General features: G+C 72.3%; 16 protein-coding genes. 10 read left to right on the top strand and 6 right to left on the bottom strand.

The features are described 5' to 3' along the window. Positions 1-26: 26 nt before the first annotated feature. Positions 27-1859 carry a phosphatidylglycerol lysyltransferase domain-containing protein gene (locus FDM97_RS02485; RefSeq protein WP_175439016.1) on the bottom strand — a complete coding sequence of 611 codons (1833 nt, stop codon included), beginning with the start codon at positions 1857-1859 and terminating at the stop codon, positions 27-29. A gap of 164 nt (positions 1860-2023) precedes the next feature. On the opposite strand from FDM97_RS02485, the gene FDM97_RS02490 reads away from it, so the two are divergent. Further along, a complete protein-coding gene (locus tag FDM97_RS02490) occupies positions 2024-3136 on the top strand; it encodes an alpha/beta hydrolase (RefSeq protein WP_137988627.1) in 1113 nt (370 codons plus the stop codon). Here the strand turns inward: FDM97_RS02490 and FDM97_RS02495 are convergent. Beyond that, positions 3123-4205 (bottom strand): ABC transporter ATP-binding protein, encoded by a 1083-nt coding sequence (locus tag FDM97_RS02495; RefSeq protein WP_137988628.1) that lies wholly within the window; start codon positions 4203-4205, stop codon positions 3123-3125. The two genes, FDM97_RS02490 and FDM97_RS02495, sit on opposite strands and share 14 nt — an antisense overlap. Before the next feature lie 142 nt (positions 4206-4347). Here FDM97_RS02495 and FDM97_RS02500 point away from each other — a divergent pair, with 142 nt between their 5' ends. The 5 genes from FDM97_RS02500 to FDM97_RS02520 all read left to right on the top strand — a co-directional run bounded on the left by FDM97_RS02500 (position 4348) and on the right by FDM97_RS02520 (position 8326). After that, a complete protein-coding gene (locus FDM97_RS02500) occupies positions 4348-5034 on the top strand; it encodes an ABC transporter permease (RefSeq protein WP_137988629.1) in 687 nt (228 codons plus the stop codon). Between the two features lie 30 nt (positions 5035-5064). Further along, entirely contained in the window at positions 5065-5724 is a 660-nt protein-coding gene (locus FDM97_RS02505) for an ABC transporter permease (protein ID WP_137988630.1), read from the top strand. Positions 5725-5745: 21 nt separating this feature from the next. Beyond that, positions 5746-6726, top strand: coding sequence for an ABC transporter substrate-binding protein (locus tag FDM97_RS02510; RefSeq protein WP_137988631.1), 981 nt, complete (start codon positions 5746-5748; stop codon positions 6724-6726). Between the two features lie 119 nt (positions 6727-6845). Continuing rightward, entirely contained in the window at positions 6846-7850 is a 1005-nt protein-coding gene (locus FDM97_RS02515) for a hypothetical protein (protein WP_137988632.1), read from the top strand. Then, positions 7847-8326, top strand: coding sequence for a GNAT family N-acetyltransferase (locus tag FDM97_RS02520; RefSeq protein WP_137988633.1), 480 nt, complete (start codon positions 7847-7849; stop codon positions 8324-8326). Before FDM97_RS02515 ends, FDM97_RS02520 begins: the two co-directional genes overlap by 4 nt. Before the next feature lie 30 nt (positions 8327-8356). On the opposite strand, the gene FDM97_RS02525 is transcribed toward FDM97_RS02520, so the two are convergent. Both FDM97_RS02525 and FDM97_RS02530 read right to left on the bottom strand, forming a co-directional pair. After that, the gene (locus tag FDM97_RS02525) at positions 8357-9499 is read right to left on the bottom strand and encodes an NADH-quinone oxidoreductase subunit D (protein ID WP_137988634.1); all 1143 of its coding nucleotides are present in this window, start codon (positions 9497-9499) and stop codon (positions 8357-8359) included. 94 nt (positions 9500-9593) lie between these two features. Further along, positions 9594-10580, bottom strand: coding sequence for an SAM-dependent methyltransferase (locus FDM97_RS02530; RefSeq protein ID WP_137988635.1), 987 nt, complete (start codon positions 10578-10580; stop codon positions 9594-9596). A 97-nt stretch (positions 10581-10677) separates the two neighbouring features. Here FDM97_RS02530 and FDM97_RS02535 point away from each other — a divergent pair, with 97 nt between their 5' ends. The 3 genes from FDM97_RS02535 to FDM97_RS02545 are packed head-to-tail and all read left to right on the top strand — an operon-like array spanning position 10678 to position 13191. Continuing rightward, a complete protein-coding gene (locus FDM97_RS02535) occupies positions 10678-11880 on the top strand; it encodes a sensor histidine kinase (RefSeq protein WP_137988636.1) in 1203 nt (400 codons plus the stop codon). Between the two features lie 18 nt (positions 11881-11898). Continuing rightward, entirely contained in the window at positions 11899-12573 is a 675-nt protein-coding gene (locus FDM97_RS02540; RefSeq protein ID WP_137988637.1) for a response regulator transcription factor, read from the top strand. A 6-nt stretch (positions 12574-12579) separates the two neighbouring features. Then, positions 12580-13191 (top strand): DEAD/DEAH box helicase family protein, encoded by a 612-nt coding sequence (locus FDM97_RS02545; RefSeq protein WP_137988638.1) that lies wholly within the window; start codon positions 12580-12582, stop codon positions 13189-13191. A gap of 9 nt (positions 13192-13200) precedes the next feature. On the opposite strand, the gene FDM97_RS02550 is transcribed toward FDM97_RS02545, so the two are convergent. After that, the gene (locus FDM97_RS02550; protein ID WP_137988639.1) at positions 13201-14289 is read right to left on the bottom strand and encodes a DUF5937 family protein; all 1089 of its coding nucleotides are present in this window, start codon (positions 14287-14289) and stop codon (positions 13201-13203) included. Between the two features lie 100 nt (positions 14290-14389). Here FDM97_RS02550 and FDM97_RS02555 point away from each other — a divergent pair, with 100 nt between their 5' ends. Beyond that, positions 14390-14596: a hypothetical protein gene (locus FDM97_RS02555; RefSeq protein WP_137988640.1), complete on the top strand. Its 207-nt coding sequence runs from the start codon at positions 14390-14392 to the stop codon at positions 14594-14596. Between the two features lie 4 nt (positions 14597-14600). Here FDM97_RS02555 and FDM97_RS02560 read toward each other — a convergent pair whose 3' ends face one another. Next, entirely contained in the window at positions 14601-15770 is a 1170-nt protein-coding gene (locus FDM97_RS02560) for a threonine aldolase family protein (protein ID WP_137988641.1), read from the bottom strand. Positions 15771-15846 lie beyond the last annotated feature (76 nt).

Consider the following 15846-nt stretch of genomic DNA (forward strand, 5'->3'; position numbering starts at 1 on the left):
GACCAGCGTAGGGCCCGGGGGGCCGGTCAGGCCGCGCGGACCTCGCGGTCGGCCTGCGGGGCGACGATGTGGGCGCAGGGGCGGGGCTCGGCGGCGGACCGGCGGCGGGCGAAGGGGCGGGGCAGTTCGAGGTTCACGAATCCTTCGGCCTGCATCGCGGCGAAGCCGATACGGGGCAGGTCACGGCTCTTGCGGTAGACGACGAAGCGCGGTTCCCAGCGGGGCCGGAACTTGGCGTTGAACTTGTACAGGGACTCGATCTGGAACCAGCGGGAGAGGAAGACGAGCAGTCCGCGCCAGAGCCGCAGGACCGGGCCGGCGCCGATCTTCTCGCCGCGGGCGAGGGCGGCGCGGAACATGGCGAAGTTGAGTGAGACGCGCTCGATGCCCAGCCGGGGGGACTCCTGGAGGGCGGCGACGATGAGCAGCTCGTTCATGCCGGGGTCGGCGGAGCGGTCGCGGCGCATCAGTTCGAGGGACATGCCGTCCGTGCCCCAGGGCACGAAGTGGATGATCGCCTTGAGGTCGCCGTAGGGGGAGGTGCCGTCGTCCTTGTGGGCGGTCGCTATGACGGCGTCGCCGTCGCCGGGGTCCCCGATCCGGCCCAGCGCCATGGAGAAGCCGCGCTCGGTGTCGGTGCCGCGCCAGTCGGCGGCGGCGCGGCGGATCCGGGCGAGTTCGCCGTCGGTGAGGTCACGGACGCGGCGGACCTTGGTGGTGTAGCCGTTGCGTTCGATCCGCTTCACCATCTGGCGCACGTTACGCATGGCGCGCCCGGAGAGGGAGAAATCCGCGACGTCGACCACCGCCTCGTCGCCCAGTTCGAGGGCGTCGAGGCCGGTCTCGCGGGTCCAGACCTCGCCGCCGGTCTCGGAGCAGCCCATGACGGCGGGGGTCCAGGAGTGGGCCTTGGCCTCGTCCATGAAGCGTTCGATGGCGCCGGGCCAGGCCTCGACGTCGCCGATGGGGTCGCCGCTGGCGAGCATGACGCCGGAGACGACGCGGTAGCAGACGGCGGCCTTGCCGCTGGGGGAGAAGACGACGCCCTTGTCGCGGCGCAGGGCGAAGTGGCCGAGCGAGTCGCGGCCGCCGTGCTTGTCGAGCAGGGCGCGCAGCCGGGTCTCGTCGTCCTCGGTGAGGCGGGCGGCGGGGTGTTCGGGGCGGAAGGCCAGGTAGATGGTGGTGAGGGCGGTCAGCATGCCGAGGGCGCCGAGGGAGTAGCCGACGGTCCAGTCGACGCCGCGGGTGTAGCCGACGGGGCCTTCGATGCCGAAAAGTCCGTACAGGACGTGTTCGAGACGGTCGGTGAGGCTGGGGTTGCCGATGACGCGGCGGGGGTGGGCGCTGACGATGACCAGGCCGAGGAGGATCGATCCGGCGCCCATGAGGACGAAGTTGGCGAGGGCCTTCCAGCGGCTGCGGGGGTCGGGCAGGGCGGCGAACTCGCCGCGGTGGCGCAGCAGCAGGGCCAGCAGTGCGAGGGAGAGCAGGGCGCCGATGACGGAGTGGCGCCAGACGAACTGGGCGACCGCGCCGGCGGGCAGCAGGACGACGGCGGCTCGCCAGGCGCGGCGCTTGTGGCGCTTGAGGCCGTGGGCGAGCAGCAGGAGCAGGACGCCCGCGCTGAGGGAGAGGGCCGCGGAGAGCGGTCCGAGTGTGCCGGGCAGGACCTCGGCGACGGCGTGCATCCGGCTGGCCCGGAAGCGCGGGAAGACGCCCGCGGCGATGTCGATCAGGCCGATGAGGGTGCAGGCCGTACCGACGAGTGCGGGAACCTTTTCGGGGCGAGGTCCGCGCAGAATCCGGCGCACCCGATCCGGAACCAATCCTGATTTGTCCCCATCTACCGTGACAGACATCGCTTCCCGTGCTTCCCCTGGCTCCGCGAGAGATTGGTCGTCCGGAGGGCCGTGCGCGAGGTCGGCGGGCCGTACCGGAGGTTTTGCGCCCTCTAGGACGGCCGCTCGGGGAGGCGGGTTCACTCAGGCACAGGAAATTCTCAGGAAGAAGGCTCGGGCGTCTCATGGGGCTCACCAGCAACAAGGTTCTGGCGCTGGCCGTCACGCTGGCGGTGGTGCTGTTCGTGGCCACGGTCTGGCTGTGGCCACGGCTGGCCCGTGGCGGCTGGCGGTCCGTCACGGGAAGGGTCGGGCTGCTGCTCGCGACCCAGCTGGCGCTGTTCGCCTCGGTCGGCCTCGCGGCGAACAACTCCTTCCTCTTCTACGGCTCCTGGGCGGACCTCTTCGGTCAGGAGCAGGACATGGGGGTCGTCGTCGACCACTCGGCCGACTCCAAGGACATCAAGGTCGTCGGCACGCAGGCGCTGGACGTGCCCGGCGCCGGCCGTCCCACGATCGGCGGCCAGATACAGAAGGTCGTCATCGCCGGCGAGAAGTCGAAGATCGACTCCCCGGCGTACGTCTATCTGCCGCCGGAGTACTTCCAGAAGGAGTACGCGAAGAGCACCTTTCCGGCCGCGGTGGTCCTGACCGGCTACCCGGGCACGGCCGAGAACCTCCTCAAGGGGCTGAAGTACCCGAAGACGGCCTATCTGCAGGCCAAGGAGAAGAAGATGCGGCCGATGATCCTGGTGATGATGCGCCCGACCGTGGCGCCTCCCCGGGACACCGAGTGCGTGAACGTCCCCGGCGGGCCGCAGACGGAGACCTTCTTCGCCGAGGACCTGCCGAAGGCGGTCTCGGAGACGTACCGGGTGGGGACCAAGGCGCGGAACTGGGGGTTCATGGGGAACTCGACCGGCGGGTACTGCGCGCTGAAGATCGCGCTGCACCACCCGGACCGGTTCGCGGCGGGCGCGGGCTTCTCGGCGTACTACAAGGCGGCGGAGGACGTCACCACCGGTGACCTGTTCCACGGCGACGGCGCGGCGCGCAAGCGGGCCGATCTGCTCTGGAGCCTGGACCACGCGCCGCAGGGGAAGTCGTCGTTCCTGGTGACCACGTCGAAGCAGGGCGAGGGGAACCTGCGCGGGACCCTGGACTTCATCAAGAAGGTGAAGGCCCCGGCGCGGGTCTCCTCGATCACACTCGACAGCGGCGGGCACAACTTCAACACCTGGAACCGGGAGATCCCGCCGGGCCTGGTGTGGATGAGCGGGCGGCTCAGCGCGAACTGAGCGTGGTCTCCCCGGAGGCCGCTGCCCGCAGCGCCCGGTGGACGCCCGCCGGGGTGAGGACGCCGACGTACCGGCCGCCGTCGGCGGGGTCGGTGACGGGGAGCCAGCCGGCGTCGTTCTGGAGGAGCGCGGCCAGGGCCTCCCGGAGGGAGGCACCGAGCGGGATCGGCTCGGGTGCGGGACGGGTGCGGTCCGGTTCGTCCGCCGACAGCCAGCCTTCGACGCGTCCGTCGGCGTCGAGGACGACGGACCAGGGGGCGTTCGGCGCTGCGTGGCCCGTTCGCGCGACCGGGACCTCCTCCAGGGCGGAGGCGTCCACCGCGGTGACCGAGAGGCGCTTGAGACTGCGGTCCGCGCCGACGAAATCGGCGACGTACGGGGTGGCGGGGGCGCCGAGCACCGTGGCCGGTGTGGCGAACTGCTCGATGCGGCCCTGTCCGTAGACGGCGATACGGTCGCCGAGGCGGACCGCCTCCTCCAGGTCGTGGGTGACGAGCAGCACGGTCTTGCGGACCTGCGACTGGAGCTTGAGGAACTCGTTCTGGAGGCGTTCGCGGACGACCGGGTCGACGGCGCCGAAGGGTTCGTCCATGAGCAGTACGGGCGGATCGGCGGCCAGGGCGCGGGCGACGCCGACGCGCTGGCGCTGGCCGCCGGAGAGCTGCTCGGGGTAGCGGTCGCCGTAGACGGCCGGGTCGAGGCCGACCAGGTCGAGGAGTTCGGCGGCGCGGGCGCGGGCCCTGGCCTTCTTCCAGCCGAGCAGCGCCGGGACGGTCGCGGTGTTCTCCAGGATCGTCCGGTGCGGGAAGAGCCCGACCTGCTGGATGACGTACCCGATCCGGCGGCGCAGCCGGACCGGGTCCATCGTGGATATGTCCTCGCCGTCGAGGAGGATCCGGCCCTCGGTCGGCTCGACGAGCCGGTTCACCATCTTCATCGTGGTGGTCTTGCCGCAGCCGGACGGGCCGACGAGCGTCACCAGTTCCCCCTCGGCGACCTCGAAGGAGAGTCCGTCGACGGCGGTCGTGCCGTCCGCGTACCGCTTGGTCACCTGCTCGAACCGGATCATGGTTCCCCATTCTTACGTCTTGCCACCGGGCGTGTGTGAAGGGCCTGTTGCCGCGTGGTGGCGGCCTCGGCGATTGTCAGTGGCGGAGGTTAGGGTCGTCAGACGTACGTTCGGCAACGGCGGGTGACCGGGGGGAGGGCACATGAGCGCGTCGAACTGTCTGGTGACGAACGACTGGATCTGCGGGGAGTATCTGCGCACCCGGAGCCAGGAGTTGACCGACGCCGTGCTCCAGCACGCGGGAATCACGGCCGTCTCCGTGCTGATCGGGCTCGCCGTCGCCTTTCCGCTGGCACTGCTCGTGCGGGCGCGGCCCCGGCTGGCCGGACCGGTCCTCGGTCTGACGACGCTGCTCTACACGATCCCGTCGCTTGCGATGTTCTCCCTGCTGCTGCCCTTCTTCGGACTGTCCGCGGCGCTCGTGGTGACCGGCCTCGTGCTGTACTCGCTGACGATCCTCGTACGGAACATCCTGGCGGGCCTGGAAGCGGTGCCGGCCGAGACGCGGGAGGCCGCGCGCGGCATGGGCTACGGCTCGGGGCGGCTGCTGTGGGAGGTCGAACTGCCTCTCGCGCTGCCCGCGTTGATGGCGGGCATACGGATGGCGACGGTCTCGACGATCGCCCTGACGACGGTCGGCGCGATCGTCGGACGGGGCGGGCTCGGCAATCTGATCGAGGACGCGCTGCCGACCTTCTTCAAGGCGCAGGTGCTCGCCGCCTCCGTGCTGTGCGTGCTCCTCGCGGTGAGCGCCGACCTGCTGCTCCTGGGCCTCCAGCGGCTGCTCACGCCATGGACCCGTATACGTACCGCGGCCGGGGGCGCGTGACATGGGGGCGCGTGACATGGGGGTCGTGGCATGGGGATCGTGACGGACGCCTGGAGCTGGCTGACCACCGGCGCCAACTGGGCGGGCGACGGCGGGGTCTGGCACCGCCTCGGCGAGCACGTGTACGTGAGCGGGCTCGCGCTGCTCCTCGCCTGCGCCGTCGCGCTGCCGCTGGGGCTCGGGCTCGGGCACCTCGGCCGGGGCGGCACGGTCGCCGTCAACGTCTCCAACGCGGGGCGGGCGATCCCCGTCTTCGCGGTCCTGGCCCTGTTCATGGTGTCGCCGCTGCGCAACGCCGGCTATGTCCCGACCGTGATCGCGCTGGTGCTCTTCGCGGTGCCCCCGCTGCTCACCAACGCGTACGTGGGGATGCGGGAAGTGGACCGGGCGGTGGTCGAGGCCGCGCGGGGGATGGGCATGTCGGGCGGACAGCTCTTCTTGAAGGTCGAACTGCCCCTGGCCCGCCCGCTGGTCATGACCGGGCTGCGGTCGGCCGCCGTGCAGGTGGTCGCCACGGCGACCATCGCGGCGATGGTCGGCCAGGGGGGCCTCGGCCGGATCATCACCGCCGGGTTCAACACGTACAACACCCCCCAGGTGGTCGCGGGCGCCCTGCTCGTGGCGCTGCTCGCCCTCCTGGTGGAGGCCGTGCTGGTGGGGGCGGACCGGCTGCTCGGCCGGCGCGCTTGAGACGACGGAACGACGACTGGGATGGGTGATCTCGTGAGCAGCAGGACCTGGCGTATCGCGGGTGCGGTACTGGGCACGGCGGCGCTGACCGTCTCCCTCGCCGCGTGCGGCGGCGACAGCCTGGAGAAGAGCGACGGGCGGTCGGGGGGCTCGGGCAAGGGCTCCCTGGTCGTCGGCGCCGCGGCGTTCACGGAGTCCAAGGTGCTCGCGGAGCTCTACGCGCAGGTGCTGAACGACGCCGGATACTCCGCGACCGTCACCACGGTGAAGAACCGCGAGCTGTACGAACCCTCGCTGGAGAAGGGCGAGATCGACGTCGTACCGGAATACGCGGCGACGATCGCGGAATTCCTCAATGCGAAGGTGAACGGCCCGAAGGCGCCCGAGGAGAAGCCGGTCGCGTCCGGGGACGCGGCCGCCACGGTGGAGGCTCTGAAGAAGCTCGCGGAGCCGCGCGGACTGAAGGTCCTCGCGGTCGGCGAGGCCGTCGACCAGAACGCCTTCGCGGTGAGCAGGGAATTCGCCGAGAAGAACAAGCTGACGACGCTTTCCGATCTCGGCCGCGCCAAGATCGGGGTGAAGATCGCGGCCGGCGACGAATGCGAGATACGGCCGTTCTGCGCGCCGGGCCTGAAGAAGACGTACGGCATCGACGTGACCGGGATCGACCCCAAGGGTGTCGGGACGCCGCAGTCCAAGCAGGCGGTCAAGGACGGTGTGGACCAGCTGGTCCTGACGACCACGACGGACGCGACGATCGACAGCTTCGGCCTTGTCTTCCTGACCGACGACAAGAAGCTCCAGAACGCCGACAATGTGCTGCCGGTCGTCAATGCGAAGGACGCCGGATCGCCGGAGATAGCCGCCGCCCTCGACAAGATCACAAAGGTGCTGACCACCGCCGATCTCGCCGAACTGAACCGCAAGGTGGACGCCGAGCGGGCGAAGCCCGAGGACGTGGCGAAGGCCTATCTGGAGTCGAAGGGCCTGCTCAGGAAGTAACGGCCGGGCAAGGGGAGTCGGCCGGGTCCGAGGGGTGCTCCGCCGCGACGGCGAGAAGTGGCCAAGAGATTGCCCGGCCGACACCCCATAGGGCGCCTACGCACGGTAAATTTCAGGCCATGCCACGTGGACGCCACCGCCATTCCCCTCCCCTGCACAAGCTCCTTCCGCCCTCCGCGGTCGCCGGAGCTTCAGTTGTCTGTGCCGCGGGCGCCTGGCTGCTCGCCGATCCCGTGGCGCTGCGCCTGCTCGTGGCGGCCGCCGCGGCGGCAGCGGTCACCGGTGGCGTCGTCATGCGCGGCTGGGACCGGAGCGCCGGGCGGCGGGTCGCCGAGCTCACCCGGGCGCGGGCCGCGGACCAGTGGAAGAACGAGGAGCGGATAGCCGAGCTCGAGGCCGACCTCGAGGAGTCCCGCGAACTGCGGGCCAAGCTGGACGCGAAGCTGCGCGCCAAGCGGGTCGAGCTCGCCGGGCTGCGGGGCGAGCACGCGGCGCTCCTGCGCCGGTACGCCACCGCCGAGACCGAGCGGGCCAGCGCCCTGGAGGGCCGCAGGCAGCTCGCCCTGGAGGCGACCGCTCCCGCCAGGGAGCTGCCGGCCGCCGGGTCCACGCCGACGCCGGCCGCCTACCGCCAGGCCGCCGAGGCCCTGCGCAACCTCGCGCGCAACGCCGCCGCCCAGGAGGCCCGCCGTACGGCCGAGGCCGCCCGCAGCCGCGATCTCGCCGAGCGCGCACGGGAGACGGAGGAGCCGCAGGGGAAGCACGCGGCGGCCGCCGGGACCGAGCAGCACGCTCGTCCGTCGACCGCCGTGGTGCCCGCAGTCTCCGCCGTGCCCGCGGTCCGGGCCGTCCCCGCCGCGACCGCGATCGTCCCCTACGCCGCGCGCCGCCCCGCCCCGCGCCCCGAGGGAGGCTTCGACTTCTTCGGTACGCAGAAGGCGGCGGCCGCCCTGGAGGCCGTGCAGGACGCCGACCTCGCGGACGTGGTGGGCGAGGAGGTCCTGGCCGCCGTCACGCGCCGCACCCCCGAGCAGCGGGCCATCGGCCAGGTCATCGACCTGACCGCGCACGACGAGACCGAGCAGATCGATGTGGCCGAGCTGCGCGGAGCGGTCAGCTCGTGACCTCCGCCTCCGCCCTCACGGGTGGTGAAGCGGCCGGGTCGCGGGACGAGTTGATCGCGCTGTGCGCGCAGGCCTTCTGCGGGCCGCCCTGGCACGACCCGCCCCGTGGGGCGGTACGGACCGTCGACCGGCTCCTCGGCCGTACCGGGCAGCCGGACTTCCGTATGGTGGCCACCCGCGACGCCGAAGGGGCGCTGACCGGCTTCGCGGCCGGCTGGGTCGACACCGCACTCTCCGGCGGCGAGGAGGAGACCTTCGAACTCGCCGAACTCGTCGTCGCCCCCGCCCACCAGGGCCGCGGCCTCGGCCGCATCCTCCACGACGCCCTCCTCGCGAGGGCGGCCGCGCCGCGCCTGCTGATGACGCTCGACGTGCCGGAGCTGCGCGAGCGCTACGAGCGCTGGGGCTGGAGCGTGGTGGAGCGGCAGCGCCCGGAGAAGGACCCGAGGGGCCTCGTCGTGATGCGCCACGCCTGACGGCGGCCAGGGGCGATTGGCCAGGGGCGCTTACTTGTCGATGTCGCCGACGACGAAGAAGAGCGAGCCCAGGATCGCCACCATGTCGGCGACGAGCGTGCCGGGCAGCAACTCCGTCAGCGCCTGGATGTTGTTGAACGACGCCGAGCGGAGCTTGAGCCGGTACGGCGTCTTCTCGCCCTTGGAGACCAGGTAGTAGCCGTTGATGCCGAGCGGGTTCTCGGTCCAGGCGTACGTGTGGCCCTCGGGCGCCTTGAGCACCTTCGGCAGCCGCTGGTTGATCGGCCCCGGCGGCAGGTCGGCGAGCCGGTCGAGGCAGGCGTCGGCGAGGTCCAGGGAGTTGTGGGTCTGGTCGAGCAGGCACTCGAAGCGGGCGAGACAGTCGCCCTCCTCACGGGTCACGACCTTGAGGGTGTCCCGCAGCTCTCCGTAGGCCAGGTACGGCTCGTCGCGACGCAGATCGAAGTCGACGCCTGAGGCGCGGGCGATGGGCCCGGAGACGCCGTACGCGTGCGCCGTCTGCGGGGTCAGGACGCCGACGTTCCGGGTGCGCCCCCGGAAGATCTCGTTGCCGAGGACCAGCTTGTCGTACACGTCCATGCGCGAGCGCACGTCGGCGACGGCCGCGCGGGCCCGCTCGAGCCACCCGGCGGGGAGGTCCTCCTTGAGCCCGCCGACCCGGTTGAACATGTAGTGCATCCGGCCGCCGGAGACCTCCTCCATCACGGCCTGGAGCTCCTCGCGCTCCCGGAACGCGTAGAAGACCGGGGTGATACCTCCCAGTTCGAGCGGGTACGACCCGAGGAACATGAGGTGGTTGAGCACCCGGTTCAGCTCGGCGAGCAGGGTGCGGGTCCAGACGGCGCGCTCGGGGACCTCCATGCCGAGCATGCGCTCGACGGCCATGACGACACCGAGTTCGTTGGAGAAGGCCGACAGCCAGTCGTGGCGGTTGGCGAGCATGATGATCTGCCGGTAGTCGCGCGCCTCGAAGAGCTTCTCGGCGCCGCGGTGCATGTACCCGATGACCGGCTCGGCACTCTGGATGACCTCACCGTCCAGGACGAGCCGGAGCCGGAGCACGCCATGGGTCGAGGGATGCTGCGGCCCGATGTTCAGCACCATGTCGGTGCTCTCCGCCGCCCCGCCGATTCCGACCGTCGTCTCCGTCATGGGACTCAGTATCCCCCGTCATCCCGAGACCCCTGTGGGCAGCTGTTCCGCTGGGGCGGAAGGGGTGGGCACACCCCACGGAGGCGGCGCCCAGTCAGGCCCGTTCACCCCGGGGCCCCGGCACCGTGTGCGTGAGCCACAGAAAGTCCCCGAGCCCACCGCGCGCGGTCAGCTCCGCCGCCTCGCCCGCCGCGGCGAGCGCCCGCACATACGCCCCCGGATCACCGCTCGCCAGCGAGAGCGGCGGCCGCTCCCCGCTCACCCCCAGCCCCCGCAACGCCTCCCGCTGCGTCAGCAGCTCGCCACCCCCGCCGGCCGAGGCGCACGCGTCCATCGCCACGTGCGCCGTCACATCGCACGACCCGTCCGGCACAGGCTCCACCTCCCGCCCCGCCCGGAACCCCGTCAGCGTTCCGAACGGCGGCCTGGACCCCCGTACATGCCCGTAGTCCACCGCCACCGCCGTCCCCGCCGCCAGCGAGCCGGCCGCCGCCGCCCACGCCTCGTCCCGCGCGCGCCCGATCTCCGCCCGCTCGCCCGGCTCCCGCAGCGGCCACCACCGCTCCAGCCACTCCGCGTCCGGGCCCTCGACGACCCGCCCCAGCCGCTCCGCCCCGTCCGCCGCCCGCACCTCGACGTACCGCACCACGCCCGCCTCGTCGACGGACGCGACGTCCACCGGCACGTTGTCGAGCCACTCGTTCGCGAAGAGGAGCCCTCGCACGCCCTCCGGCACCCGGTCCGTCCACACCACCCGGGGGTCGAGCCCCGCGGGCCGGTCCGCGCGCTCGACGCCGTACGCCCGTACCGAGAGCCCCTCCGGTACGGCGGCCAGCACGCCCGTCACCAGCTCGCCGTGCCCCGCGCCCACGTCCACGAACGCGACCTCGTCCGTCCCCAGTTCCTCCGCCACCCCGGTCAGCAGCCGGGCGACGGCTCCCGCGAAGAGCGGGGAGGCGTGCACCGAGGTGCGGAAGTGACCGGCGGGTCCCTCGGGGCGCAGAAAGAAGCCCCCGGGGCCGTACAACGCCTGCTCCGTGGCCTCGCGCCACCCCTGCCACTGACACGCCTCATCCGTCACGTGCCCCAGTCTCCACCTTGCGGAGTACAGGCTTCCCGCCAAGGATCGACCCCACGGTTGACCCCTGCACCTATCTCCTTTCCCTACTCTGGGTTACGTGCAGCGCCTCTACGACTTCATCCGCAGACACCCGACGGGCGTCGACACCTTCTGGGCGGTCGTCCTCCTCGGGTTCTCCCTGCTGTGGGTGGTCACGTCCTACCCGGAGGTCGACACGCCCGCCGCGTACGGCGTCGTCGCCGTCCTCTTCTCGCTCGTCGTCGCGCTGCGCCGCCGCGTGCCCGAGAAGATGCTGCTGCTCGGCGTCGCGCTGGGCGTCGGCCAGCTCGCCTTCGGGGTGATGCCGTTCTTCGCGGACTTCGCGATCCTGGTGATCATCTACACCGTGGCCGCGAGCGACGGGCCCCGCTGGGCCTCCCGGCTGGCGCTGATCGGCGGACTGAGCGCGGCCACCCTCTCCCAGCTGCGCTGGCCGATGGAGGGCCCCGGCTCGACCCTCGCGAAGGTCTTCTTCACGGTGATCATGACCGTGCCGTTCGCCCTCGCCTGGGTCCTCGGCGACTCGCTGCGCACCCGCCGCGCCTACTTCGCGCAGCTGGAGGAGCGCGCCTCCCGCCTGGAGCAGGAGCGCGAGGCGCAGGCCAAGGTCGCCGTCGCCGCGGAGCGCGCCCGGATCGCCCGCGAGCTGCACGACGTCGTCGCCCACAACGTCTCGGTGATGGTCGTCCAGGCCGACGGCGCCGCCTACGTCCTGGACGCCTCGCCCGACCAGGCCAAGCAGGCGCTGGAGACGATCTCCTCCACCGGTCGCCAGGCGCTGGCCGAGATGCGCCGGCTGCTCGGCATCCTGCGCACCGGCGAGCACCAGGAGGCGGGGGAGTACGTGCCCCAGCCCGACGTCGAGCAGATCGAGGACCTGGTCGAGCAGGTCCGGGGCGCCGGTCTGACGGTCGACTTCCGGATCGAGGGGACGCCCCGGCCGCTGCCGAGCGGCGTCGAGCTCACCGCGTACCGCATCGTGCAGGAAGCCCTCACCAACACCCGCAAGCACGGCGGCCCCGACGCCGGGGCCAGCGTCCGCCTGGTGTACTTCGACGACGGCCTCGGGCTCCTGGTCGAGGACGACGGGCGGGGCGCGACCCAGGAGATGTACGAGGACGGGGGCGCCGACGGCCGTGGCCACGGCCTGATCGGCATGCGGGAGCGGGTCGGCATGGTCGGCGGCACCCTGGACGCGGGGCCGCGTCCGGGGGGCGGTTTCCGTATCAGCGCCCTGCTCCCCCTGAAGCCCGCCCACTGACGACCTTTAAGGATCTTCATGTCCATCCGCGTGATGCTCGTCGACGACCAGGTGCTGCTGCGCACCGGCTTCCGCATGGTGCTAGCCGCCCAGCCGGACATGGAGGTCGTGGCCGAGGCGGGCGACGGTGTGGAGGCGCTGGAGGTGCTGCGCTCCACGGCCGTGGACGTGGTGCTGATGGACGTACGGATGCCCAAGCTCGACGGCGTGGAGGCGACGCGGCGGATCTGCGCGGAGCCCGACGCGCCCAAGGTGCTGATCCTGACCACCTTCGACCTCGACGAGTACGCCTTCTCCGGGCTGAAGGCCGGCGCGAGCGGCTTCATGCTGAAGGACGTGCCGCCGGGCGAGCTGCTCGGCGCGATCCGCTCCGTGCACAGCGGCGACGCGGTCGTGGCCCCCTCGACCACGCGCCGGCTGCTCGACCGCTTCTCGCCGATGCTGCCGTCCTCGGGCAAGGAGCCTCAGCACAAGGAGCTGGGCAAGCTCACCGAGCGGGAGCGTGAGGTCATGCTCCTGGTCGCGCAGGGCCTGTCGAACGGCGAGATCGCCGCCCGGCTGGTCCTCTCGGAGGCGACGGTGAAGACGCATGTCGGCCGGATCCTGACCAAGCTGGACCTGCGCGACCGGGTGCAGGTGGTGGTGCTCGCGTACGAGACGGGCCTGGTGAGGGCGGGCGGCGGGGCGGTCTGATCCGCCGTGCTGCTGTGGATCAACGGTCCGTTCGGGGGCGGAAAGACGCAGACGGCGTACGAGATCAGGCGGAGGCTGCCCGGCAGTGTCGTGTGCGACCCGGAGCATGTCGGCTTCGGCCTGCACCGCACGCTGCCGCCGCCGCTCCGTGGAGACTTCCAGGATCTGACGGCGTGGCGGCAGGGCGTGTACGAGGTCCTCGACCTGGCGCTGCGGCGGTACGCGGACGGGCCGGTGATCGTGCCGATGACGCTCGTGGAACCGGCGTACTTCGAGGAGATCGTCGGCCGGCTGCGCGAGGAGCACGGTGCGGACCGGGTCCACCACTTCGCGCTGCTCGCGGAGCGGGAGACGGTCCTGAAGCGGCTGACCGAGCGGGGGTGGGGGCGCGGGCTCAAGCGGGAGAGCTTCGCCGTACGGAAGCTCGACCTGTGCCTGGAGCGGCTGAACGGCCCGCGGTTCGCGCACCACATCCGTACGGACCGGATCACCGTCCCCGAGGTCGCGGACGAGGTGGCGCGGGCGGCGGGGCTGCGCCTCGCGCCGAACACGGACGGGCCGCTGCGGCACCGCCTGCGCCGGATCAAGGTCGGCCTGTCACACGTCCGCTTCGACTGACGGGGTCGGCTAGCGCAGCACCGACTCGAGGAAGTCGCTGCCCAGACGGGCGACGACGGCCACGTCCAGCTGGTGCAGGACGTACCGGCCGCGGCGCTGGGTGGTGAGCAGCCCGGCCTTCTTCAGGACGGCGAGGTGGCGGGAGACCTCGGGCGGGGTGATGCCGTACGTGTCGGCCAGCTCGCTCGTCGTGGACGGGCCGCGGGCGAGGCTGCGGCAGATCCGCATCCGCATCGGGTGCGCGACGGCCTCCAGGCGGAGCTTGACGGTCTCCACGGACGCGCTGCCGGCGAGCTCACGGGTGGAGACGGGGTACTGGATCACCGGCTTCCAGCCGGGCGCGTGCAGGGCGACGAGATGCGGCCAGCCGAACGCGGTCGGCAGGAACGTCAGGGCCGAGCCGTCGGCGCTGGTCCAGCCGTGCATCAGCTTGTCGACGACGATCCGGGTGCCGCGCTCGTCCTCCTCCAGGCTCATGGCCGGGGAGACGGCGGCGACGGCGTCGGCGAGGCCCTTGCGGCGCAGGAGTTCGGTCTTGTGCCGGGCGTCGGCGGCGAGCTGGACGCGCACCCGCTGCCAGGTGTCGGCGAAGAACGCGTCGTCGCAGTCCTCCAGGAGCCGCCGGACCCACGCGCGCGTGCCGGTCGGATCGGCGAGCATCCGTTCCACGAACGCGGCCTGCCGGGGCCCGCGCGCCGCGGCCAGGTCGAGGGCGCGGCGGCGGGAGCGCGGGTCGACGAGCGGGGAGGGCACGCCGTTCGCGTACTGGCTGCTGCAGGAGATCTCCAGCGCCGCGCCGACGTACGTCTCGTCGTCCATCCGGTCGAGGTCGTCCAGCTCCTCGGCGAGGGTCTCGCGGGGCTGGGCGGGCAGCAGGATGTCGGAGCGGGTGGACCGCCACATGAAGTCGGCCTCGTGCAGCCGGTCGGCGAGCTCCGGCTTGAGGGCGGCGGAGGTCGTCGTGGTCCAGCCGTGCAGCCGGGCGTGATGGGCGGGCTCGGAGAGCGCGTGCAGCGCGGCGCCGAGCTCGGCCAGCGGCGAGGGGCAGAAGGCGATCCGCTCGTGCGGCAGTCCGGTGATGTCGATGGTCACGCTCACGCCCCTATGGTGCGGGTCGAGCCGGGGCCGCCGTCGCCCGTTTGACGCCCCCCGTCAATCCACGGGACCGCGGGGGGCGGCCCGGCGCACCGTGACGTGCATGAGCGCACTGCACCAGTACCTCCTGGACAGCTACCGGGCCGAGCAGCGCGGCGATCGGCTGCCGCCGCTGCCCGGAACCCAAGACGTCGCGACCCTCCGCGCGGTCCGCGACCACCGCCGCTTCCGCGCCGTCGTCGCCGGCCGCCCGGCCCGGGGGCGGTTGCGCACGGCGCTCGACCGCCGGCTGCGCTCCCGGGCGTGCTGAACCCTCAGGCCACCCGCGACACGAACGCCACGACCGCCTCCCGTACGTCCGCCTCCGTCCACGCGAGCCCCGGCTCCGCCACCGTCACCTCCGTCACCGCCACGCCCGGTGGCCCGCCCGCCGGGGACGGGGACCAGCGCCGGAAGAGGACCGTGTCCGTGGCCTCCGTCAGCGCCAGCGACGCCGCCGTCAGGACCTCCGGGTCGTACGGGAGCCACACCTGGAACTGGTGGGTGTGCGGGGTCTCCGGGTGGATCCGGAACCACGGCACCCCCGCCTCCTCGAAGCCGGCCCGCAGACCGTCCGCCACCACGCGCGCGTGGGCCACGTACGAGGGCAGCTTCGGCAGTTCCACGCCGAGGCCGCGCAGCGCGGACAGTGCCGCGGGGAACTGCTGGAAGACCAGCCCGCCGTAGCGGTGGAGCCACAGCCGCGCCTCGTCCATCACCTCCTCGGGACCGGCCAGCGCGGCCCCCGAGATCCCGCCCAGGGACTTGTAGAACGACACGTACACGCTGTCCGCGAGCCCCGCGATCTCCCGCGGCTCCCGCCCGAAGTGCGGGGCGCACTCCCACAGGCGCGCGCCGTCGATGTGCACCACTGCGTCACGCTCGCGCGCCGCGTCCACCACCTCCACCAGTTCGGTCCAGGTCGGCAGCACGAACCCCGCGTCCCGCAGCGGCAGCTCCAGCATCAGCGTCCCGAACGGCTCCGGGTGGTCCCGTACCTCCTCGGCCGTCGGCAGCCGGGGCTCGTCCGTCGGGTGGACCGTGCGCAGCCCGCTCACCGCGCCCAGCGCGCCGTCCTCGTGGACCTCCGGGTGGGAGAGCGGGTGGAGTGCGACGACCGGGCTGCCGGTCCGGCCCGCCCAGCAGCGCAGGGCCACCTGCTGGGCCATCGTCCCGGTCGGGAAGAACACCGCCGCGGGGAAGCCCAGCAGCTCCGCCACCCGCCGCTCCACCTCGGCTACCGGCCCGCCGTCGCCGTACATGTCGACCGGCTCGTAGGGGTCCATGAGGGCGTGAGCGCCCTCCGCCAGCTCCCGCAGTTCGGTCAGCCGCTCGCCGATCGTGGCCTCCACGGGCGTGTGCCACAGCTTCCGGCCGGCGTCGGACCACACCGCGGCCCTGTGGCGTCGTGCGTCCTGCTCGCTCATCGCGCCGTACTCGTCCATCCGCCGATCATCACACCGGCGCCCACACCCTGTGGACAGCCACGGGGGAGCGCGAAACGCTGGCGTAGCATGACCA

This window comes from Streptomyces vilmorinianum (genome assembly GCF_005517195.1).
Lineage (GTDB): Bacteria > Actinomycetota > Actinomycetes > Streptomycetales > Streptomycetaceae > Streptomyces > Streptomyces vilmorinianum.

Coding starts and splice junctions, on each gene's coding strand:
- FDM97_RS02490 (WP_137988627.1), top strand. CDS start 2,024: ATGGGGCTCACCAGCAACAAGGTTCTGGCGCTGGCCGTCACGCTGGCG.
- FDM97_RS02540 (WP_137988637.1), top strand. CDS start 11,899: ATGTCCATCCGCGTGATGCTCGTCGACGACCAGGTGCTGCTGCGCACC.
- FDM97_RS02500 (WP_137988629.1), top strand. CDS start 4,348: ATGAGCGCGTCGAACTGTCTGGTGACGAACGACTGGATCTGCGGGGAG.
- FDM97_RS02560 (WP_137988641.1), bottom strand. CDS start 15,770: ATGGACGAGTACGGCGCGATGAGCGAGCAGGACGCACGACGCCACAGG.
- FDM97_RS02485 (WP_175439016.1), bottom strand. CDS start 1,859: ATGTCTGTCACGGTAGATGGGGACAAATCAGGATTGGTTCCGGATCGG.
- FDM97_RS02515 (WP_137988632.1), top strand. CDS start 6,846: ATGCCACGTGGACGCCACCGCCATTCCCCTCCCCTGCACAAGCTCCTT.
- FDM97_RS02495 (WP_137988628.1), bottom strand. CDS start 4,205: ATGATCCGGTTCGAGCAGGTGACCAAGCGGTACGCGGACGGCACGACC.
- FDM97_RS02525 (WP_137988634.1), bottom strand. CDS start 9,499: ATGACGGAGACGACGGTCGGAATCGGCGGGGCGGCGGAGAGCACCGAC.
- FDM97_RS02510 (WP_137988631.1), top strand. CDS start 5,746: ATGGGTGATCTCGTGAGCAGCAGGACCTGGCGTATCGCGGGTGCGGTA.
- FDM97_RS02505 (WP_137988630.1), top strand. CDS start 5,065: ATGGGGATCGTGACGGACGCCTGGAGCTGGCTGACCACCGGCGCCAAC.
- FDM97_RS02555 (WP_137988640.1), top strand. CDS start 14,390: ATGAGCGCACTGCACCAGTACCTCCTGGACAGCTACCGGGCCGAGCAG.